Below are 16,335 nucleotides of genomic sequence, written 5' to 3' on the forward strand. Positions count from 1 at the left end.
GCGGGCGGCGGACGTGCTTGGCCCGCCCGCCGCTTTCGCAGGTCCGCACCGCCTTATGATTCAGCCGTGTCGGTCCCCGACGAGCTCGAGCGCGCTCGCCAGATGTCCTTCGCCTCTGGTGAGACGACGGCGAAGGAGCTGCTGCTGTCGCTGATGCCGAAGATCGAGGCGACGGACCGGGATGACTGGATGATGGAGGCCCTGGCCCAGCTCGGCGAGCTCTACCTGGCGCGGACGGCGTACGAGGGTGTGCGTGAGGGCGCCCGACGAATCCGAGAGTGCCTGTCCATCTACTCGACGATCCTGGCGGGCACGGCGGCGCCGGACGTGCTCGAGAAGCTGACGATGACGACCCCCGACGTGCGGCACATGATCCGCAGATACGGACGCCGGGCAGGCTTTCTCGAGACGGGTCTGGCCGCCGCGACCGGCGACCACGAAGGCGCTGCGGTCGCGCTCCTGGCCCTCGATGACGGGGACGACGAATTCGGCGACCTCGCCGACGAGCACTCCTACCTGCTCACGTATGCGCGCATCGTGTGCGCGAACGCGCTGTGCGAAGACGATCTGCACGTGCGGTCCGTTCCACTGTGGGAGGCGGTGATCCAGCACGTCCGGGCATCGACCGGCACCGGTGAGGCCGCCGACAACCTACGCGTGCTCGGTGGCATTGGGTACGCCAGATTCTGCATCGAAACCGGCAGGCTCGACCAGGCGGAACCGTGGCTGCGGCGGGCGGGCGCCCGGGCCGAAGCGCGTGGGTGGGAGTTGGCCACGGCGCGAACGCAATTGGAGCGCGGAGCCGCCAGCTGGCAAATGGGCGACCGCGTGACCACCGAACGGCTGATGTACCAGGCCTACCCGGTCATCGCACGATACGCCCGCGCCGACGACGTCTCCAGATGTTGGCTCTTCTTCGGCCTGACCAGGATGTCGGCAGGCGGACTCAAGGTCGCCGACGAGTGTTGGGAAAACGCCGAGCGTCACTGGCGCGAACTCGGCAAGCCGTTGCAGATCCACCGGATTCTGCTTCAGCGCAGTTGGATCGCGATCTTCCGCGGCCGTCATGCGGAAGCCGTCGACATGGTCTCGCAGGCACGCGCGTGCCTGGACGCCTCACCGCGCAGCAGTTGGCTGGCCTACGCCAGGCTCGACGACCATCTAGGCAACGTGTGGCGAGCGGAAGCCCTAGCCGACCTCGGCTTCGACGGTGCCGGGGATCCGAGCGAGGACTGGGATGCCGCGGAGGCCAGGTACCGCGCGGGGTCGACTGTGACGCGTGCGGAGCCGAGCACCCCGCGGTACGGCGCCGCGATGGAGAAGCTGGAGCGGGCCGCGGAACTCAAGGTGCCTGCCTCCCTGGCCGTCGACTCGGTGCGGTACTCGATCGGCGACGCCGAGGCCAGGGCTCAGTGGGCCACCTGTGTGTCGGCGCCGCTGCTCGCGGGCGCCTTCGCCGTCGCGTGGGAGTGGGAGAACGCCGATCTGCTGAGCCAGCTCGTCGAATACCACAGTGCCCGAGGAACGTTCACTGCGGCGCCTTCGGACACTGCGCCGACCGAGTGGTCCAGCGTCTTCACCGCGGCGGCCCCGATCACCGACGTCGACGAACTCGCCCTGGTGGCTGCCGGTCCGCCCGTGACGGACGGCACCGGGCTCACCCGGTTGGGGCCGCTGCCTCCCCTTCAGATGGACCCGACCACCGGCCCGGTGCTCGACCACTACCGGGACCTGGCACTGCAGCGCTACGGCCAGTGCGTCACCGCGGCCGAGTCCGCATGGGCGACGTGGCCCTGAGCAAGAGCGAGCGCCCGGCCCTGGTCCTGCGTTTCGCGGACGTCGGGGTCGCGACCTACGCCAGCCTGCGGGTCGTCGGCGAACCGTCGCAGACGGTCACCTGGGTGGTCGAGGAAGCGCTCATCCGCGTAGCACTGGACGAACTCGCGGGCGCACTCCCGGAGCCGGCGGTGGGGGAGTCCATCGCCGAGGCGGTGGACAGGGCGCTGACGGCCGGGCCGCTGGCCAGCCTGGAGACCGAAGGGGCTCTCGCCCAACGCCTCGGGACGGTGCTGCTGTCCGATCCGGCCTGGCAACTGCTGCTGCAGTACGTGTCGAGCCCCCGCGCCGTGCTCTTCGTCTCGCCGTGCGCGAGGTTGGCCCGCGTGCCGTGGGGTCTACTCGCTCTGCCTGCCGTCCTTGGGTCGGTGGGACATCGGCTGGTGGAACTCGTCGACGTGCTGATGGCCATTCCGCCGAACATCGTCAACGCACCTCGACCCCGCACGAGGTGGACCGGGCGTCGTTCCCGCCCGCCGCTGCTGATCCTCGACCCGAGGGTGCCAGGGCAGCGGGCGGACTCGACCCTGGGATCGGTCCTCGGCCGGCCGACACCGGAGAGCACACTGGTGCGCTACTTCGCAGACGTCGTTGCACGCCAACGGGTTCTGCCTGCCGTCAGCGCCTCCGCCGAGCTGTTCCGCCGGACCGACGCCGACCGTGACTGGTTGGCCAAGATGTTGGCCGAGGAGCCGGCGCGCCTGTTGTACGTCGGTCACGCCAGTGCCGCGGAGGACCGGGCGGGGCGCGCGGATCAGGCCTCGCTGCATCTTGCCGAGGAAACCCCTCTGACGGCGGCGACCATCATGTCGCGGCGCATGCCAATGCCGCCCCGGGTGGCACTGCTCGCGTGCGCGTCGGGCGGCGACTACCGGTTCGACGAGGCGACGGGACTCGTGGCGGCGATGATCCTGAGTGGTGCCGAATTGGTGACGGCGACGCTCTGGTCGTTGCCGACGACGGCGGGGTACCAGCAGTTCACCGGCGGTACGGTCGATCCGATGGCCGACCTAGTGACCGCCGTCGACCGGGCGCACGGCGACGACGAGGGCGGATGCGCTGTCAATCGGTGGCAGCGAGAACGCATGCGGCAGTGGCGCTCCGGCGACCCGACGGCGAGCCCGCTGTACTGGGCCGCGCTCGTCACGTTCGCGGTCGACGGCGCGCGCTGAGCAGTCAACCGGGCGGTACGCAGACGGCGACCGAGGATTCGTCGTCGGTGCGGTAATAGGCGTCGATCACACACCCCGGAGCGACCCCGTCCAATGCCGACTCGGGCACCAGTGCAGTCTCCTGGGCAGGAAACTGTCCCCCCGCCGGACGACGGACCATGAGGTCGAGTTCGACCTCCCGGTAGTCCTCGCGCGCGGCGCCTGTCGCCCTCATCGCGGTCACGACGCCACTGGACCTGGTGCCGTTCCTGATCAGGTCCAACTGCCCCTGGGTCACCAGGCCCTTGTGAACCAGCATCTGGTCGAAGGCCGAGCGGACAGCAGCCATGTCATCTGCGAGCGAGAGTTGTTCGCGTGCAGCCGGATCGAATGTCACCAACAGCACAACACCGGGTCGTAGCGCGGCGAGGGGCGCCTCGCCCGCGTGCTGGCGCAATCTGCCGACGAAGCGCAGCCCCGAGATGCTCTCCACGTCGATGGTGATGGGCCCGTCGATGGCGCGCACGGTGCCGATCCCGACCGCTTGCCGCGGCCGGTGTCCTTCGGGGGGCGCGGCGGGTGCGCTGGTGGCACGCGAGAGCGGTCCACACAGCGCAGCACCGATCGCGGCGGAGATCAAAATCACGATGGCGGTCAGGAGAACGTCGGACATGCCACCAGGTTGCGGGGGCGCCGCGACTACCGAACCCAACTTTTCAGGGTCCAAACCGAGACGCCCGGCCTATCCTGAGCGGATGACCACGGCTCGACGCCTGGTGTCCGTTGGGGCCACCCGCGAGGCACTTGCACTGCCTCGTCGTGCCGTGATCGACGAAGCGTGGCGCGCGATCGGCCAGGGGGTCGAGGTATTGAGCGGCGCCGACGGTGCCCCGCTGCGACGCACCGTCAAACGGATCCTCGATCCGCTGGTGCTTCGGTTACGTTCCAATCCGCAGTACTCGGCGCCCGTGGTCACCGCTGACGCCGCCGCGTCGATGCGCAATCTGATTATCGACCATGCGCCGCATTTGCGTTCTGCCGCTGCCTGGTTCGCGGTACTCAAGGTGGAGCGTCGCAGGCTGAGGATCACCACCGGCAATGCGCAGGAACTCTACTTTCCGGTGTGCTTCGAGCTCGCGGTGACCAGGGGCGCACCCGCCGAGGGGGATCGCGACACCGCCGAGTCGATACTTCGTGGGGTTCACGACGACCGCGACCGGACCGCCATCGAGGTCCTCAACCGGTACGTGGACGGCGAGCAGGTGGTGGCCCAGCTGTCTCGTCAGCTCGAGCGCAGCTGGCGCGACGTGCGGCCCGGTGACACCATCGCAGGACCGTTCCTCGCGGGTCTCACCACGGTTCTCGGCGCCGCCGACGGGCACACCGCCGCAATGGCGAGGCAACGGGTGTGGTCGGCGCTGGTGGCGGACGCCACGCCCTACAACTTCGGCGCGCGGGCACATGCCGAATTCGTGGACCTACCGTGGTCGATCGTCGACATCGGGCTGAGTTCGGTTGCCCCGCAACCACCCCCGCCGGTGCAGTCGGGCGCCGACATCGAGCTCCCGCTCAATCGCAGCGTCGTCGATCGCGTCAGAGCCACGTTGCGACGTGGACTCGACCGCGACGAACTACCCGACATTCCGCTGCTGTGCGCCGAAGAGGTGGACCGATCGTGTGCGCCATGGGGCCTGCTCGCCGAGGACGTCCAGGCGACGCTGGTCGCGGGTATCGAGGTTGCGGTCGATCTCGCGCCGTTGCGTGATGACACCGCCGCCAGGTACGCGCTGGCCTGCAGCATCCAGACGCGGCTGCGCAAGGAGGCCTACGTCCTGCATGCGCGCCGCTACCTGGTCGCGGGCGGCCCGATCCATCCCCGCCAGCGACAGGTGGTCGACGATCTGTCCGACTTCGCGCGGCCCTATCTCAGGCGGTTGTGGGCCCGCCTGCACGGTCGCGACGTATGGCAGGAGCCGTGCGGCGACGTCGACGACGTGCGGTCCCTGCTCGTGGGAGTCGCCCGTTCGGTGAGTCTCGACCATCGCCAGCGCATCAAGTCGATGCTGGAGCTCCAGGAATTCGAGGTGGTCTGGTGAGACTCGTGGCCGACTCGGGTGTCTGGACTTCTGGGCCGGCCGTGGCGGCGGTCCCCGCCACGGCGGTGCTGGAGGTCAGCGGTGCGGTCCTGGCCTGGACGGTCGACGACCCGAACGGTGCGGCCGCCACCACGTTGACGGTCACCGACGTCGTTGCCGCCGACTGGCTGTGGCGCGTCCTCGGACCGGCCGGCCACGCGGCGATCGTGGCTGGAGCCGAGCTGGCCGAATTCAATCTGCTGCCGGGCGCTTTCGAACCACTGCGGCGCCTCGCCGTAGGGCTTTGGATGCGCCGCTGGTGGCCGGAGAGTCGTCGGGACGGGATCGCACGGCTCGACCGTGCCCTGCTCGACGGTGAGTTGGCGGTTCTCACCGAGTCGGCGCAGGAGTTCTTCACCGAGGACACCTTGGATTCCGACGTCGAAGGGCTTCTCGCACCGCATCAGGTGGCTCTGCTCGCACTCGAGCGGGACGGTGATCCCCGCGTCGTCGAAATGGTGCGGGTGTGTGCGGAGCTCGCGGCCGGGGTCGGTGCGTGGTTGGCTGCGGAAATACCTGTGCGGCTTGCGGATTCAGTCGATCGGCGCCGTTCCGACTTTGCGCTCGCGGCCGGGGCGGAACGCAGTCGGGCCTCGGGGGCCATCGCCGGCGGCGTCGGGTCGGTCGACTGGGTCGCCGTGCCAGCCGGGACCTTCGACGCCGCGGAGGACACGATCGTCTGGTCGATCGAATCCGCCGACTCGTCGGTGCTCGCGACGGTCCGCGTCGCGCTGACGGGCGCTGCGTCGGCACGCGGCATCGAGGTGCGGCTCCGCTCGGGCGACGTGACCGGCACCGGAGTCCTCGACGCCAACGGGACGGCCGCGATCGTCCTCGTGGGTCGGGGCGACGGGCCGTTGACCGAGAACCAGGCATGGGACCACGACTGGTCGGCGACCACGGTGGCCATCGGGGCCGACGTGCCCGGTGAGGCTATGGCGATCCGGCAGCGTGTACGCGCCTTCGCCAGGGCGCGGCTGGCGCGCCCCGGGTCCGACGCGTTCCTCGCCGAGATCGTCGCCGCCGAGTCCGATTACTGAATGTGCGAGAGCCGGGGCCGCGGGCCGGGCAGGCCCTGCACGGGGATCGTTGGCGTGCCGATCCGACCCGCCAGCCACGGAAGTGCGGCAGCGAACGCGCGGTCGGCGAAGGGCCAGTCGTGCTTCCCCGGTTGCGACACCACCGCGCAGTCGATGCCGTTGACGGCGCCGAGAGCGCACAGGGAGTTGGCTGCCGCCGCCTGATCGCTTACGTGCGCCGCGGCGTCCTTGCCACCGAGCCCGGTACCACGCTTGTTGACGGCGTTCACCACCGTCGGACCCGCCGAGGGAGCCGAGCCGTTGATGTCGAACCACGCGGACAGACCGCGGTACGGGCCGTGCTTGGTGATGACGCTCATCGGGTCGAAGGCGGCGTAGGCCGCGGCGTTGCCGCCGAAGAGCCGCTCGATGGTCTGCTGCTTGTTTCCCGAGTTCGGCGCGGCGTCACCCGCGATGTCCTCGAACGTGCTGAACATGTCGGGGTGCATGGTCGCCAGGTCGACCGCACACGTCCCGCCCATCGACCATCCGACGAGACCCCAATTCGCCCTGTCGGCGCTCACGCGATAGTTCGCCTCCATGAACGGGACCACGTCCTTGGTGAGGTGGTCGGCGGAATTGCCGCGAGATCCGTTGACGCATTCGGTGTCGTTGTTGAACGCGCCGCCGGTGTCGACGAACACGAGGACAGGCGCATTGCCGCCGTTGGCCGCGGCGAAGTCGTCGACGGAGTTGATCGCATTGCCTGCGCGCAGCCAGTCACCGGGTGTGTTGAACTCGCCGCCGATCATCATCAGCGTGGGCAGGTGGGGTGCCGGGTCCGTGGCGAAATAGGCGGGTGGCAGGTACACGAGCTCGCCGCGGTGCTTGAATCCCGAAGCGGTGGAGCCGATGTTGACGGGAACCACCACGCCCTTGGCGGGAATCTGGTGCTTCTGCTCCATCGCTACCACGGTCGTCTGATCGGTCTGATCGGGAAGCGGCCCCGCCGTGAGCTGGTTCCAAGCGGTCTGGACGGTGGGAAAGTAGCCGACCCACAGATTGAGCGCCAACGCGGCGCACAACAGGCTCAGTGGCAGACCCGCGAGGGACACCGCGCGACGCCACCATCGAGCACCGGGCCATCCGACGGCGACGACCACAACAGCAATGCCGGTAAACGTCAGCCAGATCCACAGCAACTTCGGAGCTGGGTCGTCGGCCAGTCCCTGCGACGAGATCAACCAATGGGACGTCACCGCAACGGCGATGCCGACCATGGCCGCCACGGGCAGCCACACCAGCCGCCAACGGCGGGTGCGCCAACCGATCGCGGCCAACAGGACGACCACGGTGACGGCCTGAATCGTCAAGGGCAACCAACCGTGCATCAACGAGAGATGCTGTTGCCGAAAGTCGCCGGCTGCGGACCACTGTGTCACGACGATATCGTGGACGGCGTTCCTGGTGGTCGGCTGTGAACCGGTGCTGGGGGTCCCCGCTTGCGGGGGAGAGCGAAGCGACTCGGAGATCGACAGAGCCTACCGTGGCTTGGCCAGCGGGAACGGCAACGTCTCGCGGATACTGCGGCCCGTGATCAACATGACCACGCGGTCGACCCCCATGCCGAGGCCACCGGTTGGCGGCATCGCATACTCCATGGCCTGGAGGAAGTCCTCGTCGAGCTCCATCGCCTCGTGGTCGCCGCCGGCCGCCAGCAGCGACTGCTCCTGGAGCCTGCGGCGCTGCTCGACGGGGTCGGTCAGCTCGCTGTACGCGGTGCCGAGTTCCACGCCCCACGCCACCAGATCCCACCGCTCCGCGACCCCGGGCAGGCTTCGGTGGGGTCGCGTGAGTGGCGACACCGACGTCGGGAAGTCCTTGTAGAAAGTCGGATCCTCGGTGCGGTCCTCGACGAGGTGCTCGTACATCTCCAGGACGACCGCGCCAGCGTCCCAGTGAGTCTGGTACGGAATCTTCGCGGCGTCGGCGAATCGACGCAGGGTCGGCAGATCGGTATCGGTGTCGACGTGTTCACCCAGGGCCTCCGACACCGCCCCATGCACGGTCTTCACCGCCCATTCACCCGAGATGTCCACCGGTTCGAGACTGCCGTCATCCCGCGGTCGCATGACCACGTGTGAGCCGTTGGCCGCCAGTGCGGCGTTCTGAATCAGTTCTCGGCAGCCGCCGATCCACACGTTGTAGTCGGCGTGCGCCTGATAGGCCTCCAAGAGGGTGAACTCCGGGTTATGGCTGAAGTCCACGCCTTCGTTGCGGAAGGCCCTTCCCAGTTCGAAGACCCGCTCGACCCCGCCGACGCACAGCCGCTTGAGATAGAGCTCAGGGGCGATCCGCAGATAGAGCGCGAGGTCGTAGGCGTTGATGTGCGTCACGAACGGCCGCGCATTCGCGCCGCCGTGGATCTGCTGCAGGATCGGTGTCTCGACCTCGAGGAAGTCCTTGGCGAACAACGTCTCCCGGATGGCCTGCAGAACGTGGCTGCGAGCCCGGATCAGGTCACGAGACTCGGTGTTGATCGCCAGGTCGACATATCGGGTGCGGACCCGCGCCTCCTGGTCGGTCAGACCCTTCCACTTGTCGGGCAGCGGCCGCAGGCACTTGCCGATCAACCGCCAGCCGTCCACCAGCAGCGACCGAGTTCCCGAATTGCTGGCGCCCATGCTGCCCGTCACCTCGACGAGGTCACCGAGGTCGATGACATTGGTGAAGTCGGCAGTGCTGCCCTCGCTCAGGCGCGAATTGTCGAACAGCAGTTGTACTTCGGCGGACCAGTCGCGTAGATCGGCGAACAGAACCGAGCCGTAGTCGCGCATCCGCAGCACCCGGCCGGACACCGTCACGGTGTCCTCAGCTGCCGCCTCGAGGGCCTGCGCGACGGTGTGGCTTGGGGCCCTGCCGACCGGGTAGGCGTCGATACCGTTGTCCTGCAGGGTCTTCAGCTTGGCCATCCGCACCCTGACCTGTTCGGGCAGCCGGTGCACGACGTCATGCTTCGCGCCTTCGATCTCGAGCCCGGTGAGGTCGGGGGCGCTGCCATCATGTTGCAGTCTGCCGGAGTTGACCAGCGTCTGCGGCGCGGAGATGTGTTGTCCCGTGTGTTGTTTAGTGCGATGACTGAACGGCAGCACCAGGAAGCCCTCGGCGATCACCGACGCGATGCCGACGCGCGGGATCAGGCGGGCATCCTCGTAGCAGGCGAAGCGGGGCACCCATTCGGGCATGTACTTCATGTTCGATCGGTACAGTGTCTCCAGTTGCCACCAGCGCGAGACGAACACCAGCAGCGCGCGCCACAACCGGGCCACCGGGCCTGCGCCGAGTTGCGCACCTTCCTCGAAGGCCGAGCGGAACATCGCGAAGTTGAGCGAAATACGGGTGATGCCAATGGCTTCGCCCTGCAGGCACAGCTCGCTGACCAATAGCTCGTTGGTGCCGTTGGGCGACTGCGGCGACCGGCGCATGAGGTCGAGTGACACCCCATTGGTGCCCCATGGCACCAGCGACAGCATTGCCACGACGGCATCCTGCTCGTCTGCGTTTTCCTGGATGGCCTCGACCAGCATGCAGTCGCTGTCGGCCGGATCCCCGAGACGGCCAAGCGCCATCGAGAATCCACGTTCGGTCTCGGTGTCCCGCCAGTCGTCGGCCCGCCGGATGGCAGTGGCCATCTCATCCGGGGACAGGTCGCGATGGCGGCGGATGCGGACCGTCAGACCCGCCCGCCGCGCGCGGGTGACGGCCTGCCGGACGGGCTTCATGTCGGGACCGGACAGCTTGAACCCGTCCGGGTAGAGAATCGCCTCGTCGCCGAGTTCGACCGCGTTGAGGCCTGCCTCGCGGAACGCCTGTGCCGCCGTCGCACTCGCACCCATCACGCCCGGCGCCCACCCGTAGGACTCGCACAGCTGTAACCAGGCGCCGATGGCGGCGGGCCAGGCCCGCGGGTCGCCGAGGGGATCGCCACTGGCAAGACACACGCCGACCTCGACGCGATAGGTGATCGCGGCCCGGCCGTTCGGCGCGAATACCACGGACTTGTCGCGCCGGGTCGCGAAGTACCCGAGCGAGTCGTTCTTGCCGTACAGCTCGAGCAGCCCGCGGATCGCCGACTCGTCCTCACCCGTCAGCGCGTTCTCGGCCCGCTGAGACTGGAACAGCACGACGGCGGCCGCCATGAGCGCCACCGCGCCGAAGAGGCCGAGCAGCGCATTGACGAAGACATGCGGATGATGACCGGAGAAGGCGTCGGCGTCGACGCCTGCGAACACGACCACGCGGTTGGCTGCGTACGGCAGGCGCTCGTCGCGATCCAGCGAGCCGGGGAACATCTCGAGCAGGCCCCACCCGATCAGGATGCCGATCGCCATTCCGGCGGTCAGCGCAGCGGCGGCCTTGAACAGCGCGCCGCGCCGCACCTTCGCCCAAAACTCCTTGCGGGCCAGTACCAGGAAGGCAATCGCGGCGACGTGGAAGACGAGGCCGATGACTTCGCCCACATCCTCCATGACCGATTCCGGCCCGGTGGACAGATCGCCCACGTTCCAGCCGATGGCCGCCACCATGTAGAGCAGCAGGATCCACCAGGCAGCGCTCTTTCGGGCCGCCAGCGCCGCAGCGAGCAGCGCAAGCACGAACGCCCAGGCGAAGCTGGTGTCGGGGAAGTTGAAGATGTAGTCGTTGACCCATTCGCGGGGGACCCTGATGACGAACCGCACTAGCGACGAGATGCTGGCGATCAGCGACAGCGTCGCGATGACGCCGACGATCCACCCGGCGGCGGCAGGCACCCATCGGAAACTCGAGGCCCGCTGCTGCTTGGGCATGGTCACCGTCATAGGCCGCGAGGATATTCGCTCAAACCGCAGAATGGTTGGGAGTGCGGCGGAGACACGGGCCTACCAGACCGGCCCGGTGTACTTCTCGCCGGGGCCGTGGCCGGGTTCGTCGGGAAATGCCGAGGATTCGCGGAATGCCAACTGCAGATTCTTCAAGCCGTCGCGGACCGGGCCGGCATGCGGTCCGAGGTACTCCACCGAGGCCTTCACCAGCCCCGCCAGCGCCGTGATCAGCCGTCGCGCCTCGTCGAGGTCGCGGTACGGGGACTCGTCGGGGTCGTCCGCCGACAACCCCAGCTTCTCGGCGGCGGCGCTCATCAACATGACGGCCGCCCTGGTGATCACCTCGACGGCGGGGATCTCGGCCAACTCTCGGGTGGGCGGTTGCGCCGCCGGTTCGGGTGATTCAGGAAACTGAGTCATGCCTGCTAGACTGGCACGCGCGACCGTCCCGGCGAACGCCAGGACAGCAAGTGGAGTCCCGCTCCCACCGTTGGCCACCTAGGTTCAACGGTCCGGTCACAGGCATCTTACGGTGCCTGTTCTGCGTATGACGCAGGCGGCGTGAGCCGTGATCGGTCGGCATCGGGCCCTGCAATGTGCAGGGCCTTTCGCTGATGGCTGGGCCCCGCCAAGACTACATAGGAGGCCCCATCAGCACTGAGACCCGCATCAACGAGCGCATACGTGTACCTGAAGTCCGCTTGATCGGACCAAACGGTGAGCAGGTAGGCATAGTGCGCATCGAAGATGCACTCCGCGTCGCCGCGGATGCCGATCTCGACCTCGTCGAAGTTGCACCAGCCGCCAAGCCCCCGGTCTGCAAGATCATGGACTACGGCAAGTTCAAGTACGAGACGGCACTCAAGGAGCGCGAGTCTCGCAAGAACCAACAGCAGACCGTCGTCAAGGAACAGAAGCTTCGACCCAAGATCGACGACCACGACTACGAGACCAAGAAGGGTCACGTCGTCCGCTTCCTCGAGGCCGGGTCGAAGGTCAAGGTGACCATCATGTTCCGCGGGCGCGAGCAGTCGCGGCCCGAGTTGGGCTACCGCCTCCTGCAGCGATTGGGCGCCGACGTCGCCGATTACGGCTTCGTCGAGACGTCCGCCAAGCAGGACGGTCGCAACATGACGATGGTGCTGGCACCCCATCGCGGAGCCAAGACCAAGGCCAGGGCGGCGCACGACGCTGCTGCGCCACAAGCGCAGCGGGCGGCACCCGCTCCCGCCCAGCCCGCGGCGGCTCCGCCCAGCGAAGCACCACCAACTCCATCCACGAACTGATCCATCACGAGAACCGAGGACTCAATGCCCAAGGCCAAGACACACAGCGGCGCGTCGAAGCGCTTCCGGAAGACCGGCACCGGAAAGATCGTGCGCCAGAAGGCCGGCCGCAGGCACTTGCTGGAGCACAAGGCGACCAAGCGCACGCGTCGGCTCGACGGCCGCACGGTCGTGGCGGCGAACGACGCCAGCCGCGTCAACAAGATGCTGAACGGCTGAACTGACACGCCTTCCTAGGCCCGACCTGACCCAACGAGATTTAGGAACACCCCCATGGCACGCGTGAAGCGCGCACTCAACGCCCAGAAGAAGCGGCGTACCGTCCTCAAGGCCTCCAAGGGCTACCGCGGCCAGCGGTCGCGGCTCTACCGCAAGGCCAAGGAGCAGCAGCTGCATTCGCTGACCTACGCCTACCGGGACCGCAAGGCCCGCAAGGGTGATTTCCGCAAGCTGTGGATCTCCCGGATCAACGCTGCGGGCCGCGCCAACGGCATCACCTACAACCGCCTGATCCAAGGCCTCAAGCTGGCTGGTGTCGAGGTCGACCGCAAGAATCTCTCCGAGATCGCCATCAGCGACCCGGCCGCGTTCACCGCGCTCGTCGAGGTCGCCAAGGCCGCTCTTCCCGAGGACGTCAACGCCCCAGCCGGCGAGGCCGCCTGAGCTTGGTCAGGGCTGGGGGTCCCCCCGCTTGCGGGGGAGAGCGAAGCGACCGGGCAATCGGTACCGGAGGGCGCGAGCCGCTCACCGAACGTTCGGCCCGCGTGGTCGCGGCGGCCAAGCTGCTGCGGCACGTGGGCCGTAAACGTTCGGGCCTCTTCCTGGCCGAAGGCCCCAACCTCCTCGGGGCCGCGCTTGCGAGAGGGCTCGTCGCCGACGTCTTCGCGACCGAAGTCGCGCTTGACCGGTTCGATGACCTCCTGGGTTCGAGGTCGGTCCACCTTGTCACCGACAAGGCGGCGAAGGTGTTGTCGGACACGGTGACTCCCGTCGGCCTTGTCGGGGTATGTACGATGCCCGAGGCCAGCCTGACCGACGTGCTCGACACTTCTCCGCGGCTGCTGCTGGTGGCAGTCGAGACCTCTGAGCCCGGCAATGCCGGCACGCTGATCCGGATCGCCGACGCCATGGGTGCCGACGCGGTGGTGCTCGCGGGGGAGAGCGTCGACCCGTTCAACGGAAAGTGTCTGCGCGCCTCGGCGGGAAGCATCTTCGCCCTGCCGGTTCTTTCAGCCCCAGACGCTCCCGCACTGGTGGCGGCACTGCGATCCGGGGGTCTGCGGGTGCTCGCGACGACGTTGGACGGCGAGCTGTCCCTCGACAGTCCTGAATTGGTAGCCGAACTGTCCACACCCACCGCCTGGTTGTTCGGCGCGGAGGCCCACGGGCTTGCAGCCGACGTGGCGGCGCTCGCGGACGCCCGGGTGCGAATCCCGATGCCGGGTAGCGCCGAGAGCCTCAACATCGCTGCGGCGGCGGCGATCTGCCTGTATCAGAGCGCCCGCGCTAACCGCTGAGAAGCCCGCGCGCCACATGGGTGATCTGCACTTCGTTGCTACCCGCGTAGATCATCAGTGATTTGGCGTCGCGGGCGAGCTGTTCCACCCGGTACTCGGTCATGTAGCCGTTGCCGCCAAACAGCTGGATGGCCTCCATCGCCACGTCGGTGGCTGCCTGCGAGCAGTACCACTTCATCGCCGAGGCCTCGGGCAGCGAGATCGAGGTACCCGCCTGGGACGCCTCGATGACGCGAAAGAGCATGTTGCGCACGTTCATCCGCGCCACCTCCATGCTCGCCAGCTTGAGCTGGATGAGCTGGAACTGGCCGATCTCCTGGCCCCACAACGTGCGCGACTTGGCGTAGTCGACGCAGAGGCGCAGGCATTCCTCGATCACCCCGAGGGCCATGGCGGCAACGCCGATGCGCTCGGCGGAGAAGTTCGACCGTGCGCTGTCGCGGCCGTCGCCCTTCTCGTTGTCCTCGGTCTCGCCCAAGAGCCGGTCCCGGCCCAGACGTACCTCGTTGAAGAACAGCTCGCCGGTTCGCGAGCTGCGAATCCCCATCTTGCGCAATGGCTTCGACTGAACGAAGCCGTCCATGCCCTTGTCCAGCACGAAGGTCAGCACCTTACGGTCGCGCTGGCACACTCCCGGGTCGCCCTCGTCCAGCTTCGCGTAGACGACGGTGACGTCGGCATCCGGCCCATTGGTGATGAACGTCTTCTGACCGTTGAGGACGTAGTCGTCGCCGTCGCGCACGACATATGACTTCATGCCCCCGAACGCATCCGAGCCCGAGTCCGCCTCGGTGATCGCCCACGCGCCAACCTTCTCGTACGTGACGAGGCTGGGCAGCCAGCGCTCCTGCTGCGCGAGCGTGCCGCGCGATGCAATGGTCGGCACCGTGAGGCCCAGGCTGACGCCCATGCCGGTGACCACGCCCATGCTGACCCGGCAGAGTTCACTGACCAGGACGAAGCCCATACCCGCCTGCTCGCTGCCGCCGCCGAACATGCCGCCCGACGACGAACCACCCGAGGAAGCGCCGCCGTCGCGCATCTTCGCGAATCGCTTCTCCAGCGACTCCTTGGCCATCGCATCGATGCCGAACGCGGAGAACAGCTTGCGGATGATCGGATAGGGCGGCATGTCGCCACTTTCGAGATCATCGACGTGGGGACGGATCTCCTTGTCGACGAATTCGCGAACCGCATCGCGCACGGCGACATCGACGTCAGACCATTCGAGCATGTGGTCAGGCAGCCTTTCCTGGCTTTTGCCCACTGCGCGCCGGGCGCAGGCCCGCGAGGGAGAAGGTCGTGTGCACCAGCGACCCGGCCCGTTCCATCAGTGACGACGGACGTGGCCCGCGCGGCCCGCCAGGAACGTAGTGCACGGGCAAATCTCGGCGATCACGCGGGGGACCCGTGAAGCTGGGCGCCTCGACCAATGGGGCATCAGCGGGGGAGCGGCCTGCCGCCCGCCGGTAGGCCGCCAAAGCCCTTGGGTGAAGCCGAATCTCGTCGGGCACCGCGACGAAGGCCAATTGGACGAACTTGCCGAACAGCCTCAGCACCACTTCATCGCCCGGTGTCCATCGCATGCCCGCCTTCTCGCGGACCGCGGGGTCGAAGAGACCCGCCGCGATCCAGCGCTGGCCGGCGACCATCGGCTTGAACAACTGGTCCCACAGGGGTGTCGGCATCGCGACGAACCACGGCTTGGGGATCCGGATCGAGAAGATGTCCACGGTGGCTTGGTTGATCTCGAGTTCGTCGCGGCACTTTGCCTCCCAGTACTCCTGGAAGTCGTCCCACGTCGCGGGCACCGGTCGCATGCTCATGCCGTACATGCGATACCACTGGACGTGTTCATCGAAGAGCTGTCGTTTCTCGGCTTCGGTCAGTCCGCCGCAGAAGTATTCGGCGGTCTTGATGATCAACATGAAGAACGTGGCGTGCGCCCAGTAGAAGGTGTCGGGATTGAGCGCGTGATAGCGGCGCCCCTCGGCATCGGTGCCCTTGATGGTTTCGTGGTATCCCCTGATCTGGGCGCCGGTCCGCGACGCGCGATCGCCGTCGTAGACCACCCCCATGATCGGGTAAACCGACCTCGCGACCCGCTGCAGCGGCTCCCGCAGCAGGATTGAGTGGTCTGTGACGCCCGCGCCGAGCTCCGGATACATGTTCTGAATCGCCCCGATCCAGACGCCGAGCATGCCCGTGCGGAGGTCTCCGAAGTACTTCCAGGTCAGCGAGTCTGGACCAAGGGGGTCGACGCCCTTGCGCGTCGAAATGCCGGCGGTCGCGGTCGTCGTCGATGTCGCGGTCATCGTGTCCTCGCAGAATTGAAGCGCCCACGGGTTGTCCAGCAAACATAATCTTGACAACGCGCGTTGTCCACCTTGTCGAGCGACGCGCCACCCATCGTTATCCGCCGGGCATCCGTCCTCCACACCGTCGTGACCAGCAGATTTTCCGGCACGTGTGGATTGTGAGGAATGTCCCAGGTCCGCCGTTCAAGATCATCCACCTGCGGCTTCGCAG

General features: G+C 67.6%; 14 protein-coding genes. 8 read left to right on the top strand and 6 right to left on the bottom strand.

Annotated elements, in window-relative coordinates:
* Positions 1 to 66: 66 nt before the first annotated feature.
* The gene (locus QOI01_RS06510; protein WP_526379364.1) at positions 67 to 1,797 is read left to right on the top strand and encodes a hypothetical protein; all 1,731 of its coding nucleotides are present in this window, start codon (positions 67 to 69) and stop codon (positions 1,795 to 1,797) included.
* Positions 1,779 to 3,008, top strand: a complete 1,230-nt coding sequence (locus QOI01_RS06515; RefSeq protein ID WP_526379365.1) for a CHAT domain-containing protein — start codon at positions 1,779 to 1,781, stop codon at positions 3,006 to 3,008. The genes QOI01_RS06510 and QOI01_RS06515 overlap by 19 nt, the downstream gene beginning before the upstream one ends.
* A gap of 4 nt (positions 3,009 to 3,012) precedes the next feature.
* Here the strand turns inward: QOI01_RS06515 and QOI01_RS06520 are convergent, their stop codons facing one another.
* Positions 3,013 to 3,660, bottom strand: coding sequence for a hypothetical protein (locus QOI01_RS06520; RefSeq protein ID WP_526379366.1), 648 nt, complete (start codon positions 3,658 to 3,660; stop codon positions 3,013 to 3,015).
* An 82-nt stretch (positions 3,661 to 3,742) separates the two neighbouring features.
* Here QOI01_RS06520 and QOI01_RS06525 point away from each other — a divergent pair, with 82 nt between their 5' ends.
* Together QOI01_RS06525 and QOI01_RS06530 are read left to right on the top strand one after the other, a co-directional pair.
* Positions 3,743 to 5,083 (top strand): hypothetical protein, encoded by a 1,341-nt coding sequence (locus tag QOI01_RS06525; protein WP_526379367.1) that lies wholly within the window; start codon positions 3,743 to 3,745, stop codon positions 5,081 to 5,083.
* On the top strand, positions 5,080 to 6,162 hold the full coding sequence (locus QOI01_RS06530; protein ID WP_526379368.1) for a hypothetical protein: 1,083 nt from the start codon (positions 5,080 to 5,082) through the stop codon (positions 6,160 to 6,162). The genes QOI01_RS06525 and QOI01_RS06530 overlap by 4 nt, the downstream gene beginning before the upstream one ends.
* On the opposite strand, the gene QOI01_RS06535 is transcribed toward QOI01_RS06530, so the two are convergent.
* The 3 genes from QOI01_RS06535 to QOI01_RS06545 form a co-directional block, all read right to left on the bottom strand.
* The gene (locus QOI01_RS06535) at positions 6,156 to 7,532 is read right to left on the bottom strand and encodes an alpha/beta hydrolase (protein WP_526379389.1); all 1,377 of its coding nucleotides are present in this window, start codon (positions 7,530 to 7,532) and stop codon (positions 6,156 to 6,158) included. The two genes, QOI01_RS06530 and QOI01_RS06535, sit on opposite strands and share 7 nt — an antisense overlap.
* 150 nt (positions 7,533 to 7,682) lie before the next feature.
* Positions 7,683 to 11,000 (bottom strand): bifunctional lysylphosphatidylglycerol synthetase/lysine--tRNA ligase LysX, encoded by a 3,318-nt coding sequence (gene lysX / locus QOI01_RS06540; protein ID WP_526379369.1) that lies wholly within the window; start codon positions 10,998 to 11,000, stop codon positions 7,683 to 7,685.
* A gap of 60 nt (positions 11,001 to 11,060) precedes the next feature.
* Positions 11,061 to 11,423 carry a DUF1844 domain-containing protein gene (locus tag QOI01_RS06545; protein ID WP_526379370.1) on the bottom strand — a complete coding sequence of 121 codons (363 nt, stop codon included), beginning with the start codon at positions 11,421 to 11,423 and terminating at the stop codon, positions 11,061 to 11,063.
* A 230-nt stretch (positions 11,424 to 11,653) separates the two neighbouring features.
* Here QOI01_RS06545 and infC point away from each other — a divergent pair, with 230 nt between their 5' ends.
* The 4 genes from infC (at position 11,654) to QOI01_RS06565 (ending at position 13,806) form a co-directional block, all read left to right on the top strand.
* Positions 11,654 to 12,289, top strand: a complete 636-nt coding sequence (gene infC, locus QOI01_RS06550) for a translation initiation factor IF-3 (protein WP_526379390.1) — start codon at positions 11,654 to 11,656, stop codon at positions 12,287 to 12,289.
* Positions 12,290 to 12,313: 24 nt separating this feature from the next.
* Positions 12,314 to 12,508: a 50S ribosomal protein L35 gene (rpmI, locus tag QOI01_RS06555; protein ID WP_140694803.1), complete on the top strand. Its 195-nt coding sequence runs from the start codon at positions 12,314 to 12,316 to the stop codon at positions 12,506 to 12,508.
* A 54-nt stretch (positions 12,509 to 12,562) separates the two neighbouring features.
* The gene (gene rplT, locus QOI01_RS06560) at positions 12,563 to 12,952 is read left to right on the top strand and encodes a 50S ribosomal protein L20 (RefSeq protein ID WP_526379371.1); all 390 of its coding nucleotides are present in this window, start codon (positions 12,563 to 12,565) and stop codon (positions 12,950 to 12,952) included.
* A 101-nt stretch (positions 12,953 to 13,053) separates the two neighbouring features.
* Positions 13,054 to 13,806 (top strand): TrmH family RNA methyltransferase, encoded by a 753-nt coding sequence (locus tag QOI01_RS06565; protein ID WP_526379372.1) that lies wholly within the window; start codon positions 13,054 to 13,056, stop codon positions 13,804 to 13,806.
* On the opposite strand, the gene QOI01_RS06570 is transcribed toward QOI01_RS06565, so the two are convergent.
* Positions 13,796 to 15,040, bottom strand: coding sequence for an acyl-CoA dehydrogenase family protein (locus tag QOI01_RS06570; protein WP_526379373.1), 1,245 nt, complete (start codon positions 15,038 to 15,040; stop codon positions 13,796 to 13,798). The genes QOI01_RS06565 and QOI01_RS06570 overlap by 11 nt on opposite strands.
* 4 nt (positions 15,041 to 15,044) lie before the next feature.
* Complete coding sequence (locus QOI01_RS06575) at positions 15,045 to 16,121, bottom strand: oxygenase MpaB family protein (RefSeq protein ID WP_526379374.1); 1,077 nt, start codon at positions 16,119 to 16,121, stop codon at positions 15,045 to 15,047.
* Between the last annotated feature and the right edge of the window lie 214 nt (positions 16,122 to 16,335).

It is taken from the genome of Mycobacterium sp. (assembly GCF_032162605.1).
In the GTDB taxonomy this organism is placed as follows: Bacteria; Actinomycetota; Actinomycetes; order Mycobacteriales; family Mycobacteriaceae; genus Mycobacterium.

Coding starts and splice junctions, on each gene's coding strand:
- QOI01_RS06515 (WP_526379365.1), top strand. CDS start 1,779: ATGGGCGACGTGGCCCTGAGCAAGAGCGAGCGCCCGGCCCTGGTCCTG.
- QOI01_RS06520 (WP_526379366.1), bottom strand. CDS start 3,660: ATGTCCGACGTTCTCCTGACCGCCATCGTGATTTTGATCTCCGCCGCG.
- QOI01_RS06525 (WP_526379367.1), top strand. CDS start 3,743: ATGACCACGGCTCGACGCCTGGTGTCCGTTGGGGCCACCCGCGAGGCA.
- QOI01_RS06535 (WP_526379389.1), bottom strand. CDS start 7,532: ATGCACGGTTGGTTGCCCTTGACGATTCAGGCCGTCACCGTGGTCGTC.
- lysX (WP_526379369.1), bottom strand. CDS start 11,000: ATGACGGTGACCATGCCCAAGCAGCAGCGGGCCTCGAGTTTCCGATGG.
- QOI01_RS06545 (WP_526379370.1), bottom strand. CDS start 11,423: ATGACTCAGTTTCCTGAATCACCCGAACCGGCGGCGCAACCGCCCACC.
- rpmI (WP_140694803.1), top strand. CDS start 12,314: ATGCCCAAGGCCAAGACACACAGCGGCGCGTCGAAGCGCTTCCGGAAG.
- rplT (WP_526379371.1), top strand. CDS start 12,563: ATGGCACGCGTGAAGCGCGCACTCAACGCCCAGAAGAAGCGGCGTACC.
- QOI01_RS06570 (WP_526379373.1), bottom strand. CDS start 15,040: ATGCTCGAATGGTCTGACGTCGATGTCGCCGTGCGCGATGCGGTTCGC.
- QOI01_RS06575 (WP_526379374.1), bottom strand. CDS start 16,121: ATGACCGCGACATCGACGACGACCGCGACCGCCGGCATTTCGACGCGC.